This window comes from Protofrankia sp. Cas3 (assembly GCF_963555955.1).
Lineage (GTDB): Bacteria > Actinomycetota > Actinomycetes > Frankiales > Frankiaceae > Protofrankia.
On record NZ_CAUVXP010000311.1, the window covers coordinates 1 to 649 of the forward strand.

General features: G+C 62.4%; 1 protein-coding gene. It reads right to left on the reverse strand.

What is annotated here, in order from left to right; translation table 11 throughout:
- On the reverse strand, nt 1-649 hold a 649-nt coding region (locus tag U9983_RS27575; RefSeq protein ID WP_322756810.1), incomplete at both ends, for an IS630 family transposase.

Genomic DNA, 649 nt, shown 5'->3' on the forward strand with positions numbered 1-649 from the left:
TCGTGGTACTTGACTCCGTCGACGATGAGAAAGACCTTTCCGCCGTCATCGTGGAGCAGCTTCCCGCAGAATTCTATGAATACCTTGGAGTCGACGGATCCGCCCTGCTGGAGCATGAAGTGCAGTTTGCCCTGGGCGCTGACCGCGGAGAGCATGCAAACCGATTTCCGGTCTCCTGTGCGGCTGACTACTGGGGTTTCACCGACGGGCGCCCAGGTTGTGCCACCGTGGTGGTCGGTACGCACCGAGGCCTCGTCCCCGAAGTAGACCGTGGCCCCTACCTGCCGAGCTTCGGCGCGGATCTTCGGGAACTGCTCGGTCTTCCAGCGCATCACCTTTTCCTCGTCGCGCTGGATCGCCTGCGTGGTGGGCCGTTGCGGGGACATTCCCCAGCGCCGCAGCATCCTGCCGACCGTCTGCTCGGTGATGTTGATACCGAACAGTCGCGTGATGAGGTCCCGGACCATCCAGCGGGTCCACAGTTGGAAGTCGAACTGCATCTGGTCGGGGGTTTTAGTGCAGAGGATCGTGTAGATCCTGTCTGCCTGCTGCTCGGACAACTTCTTCGGTCTACCCGGAATCGGCTTCGCCCTCAGCGCCTCAACCCCGCCATTGCGGTACTGCTGCGCCCAGGAGAACACCGCCGCGC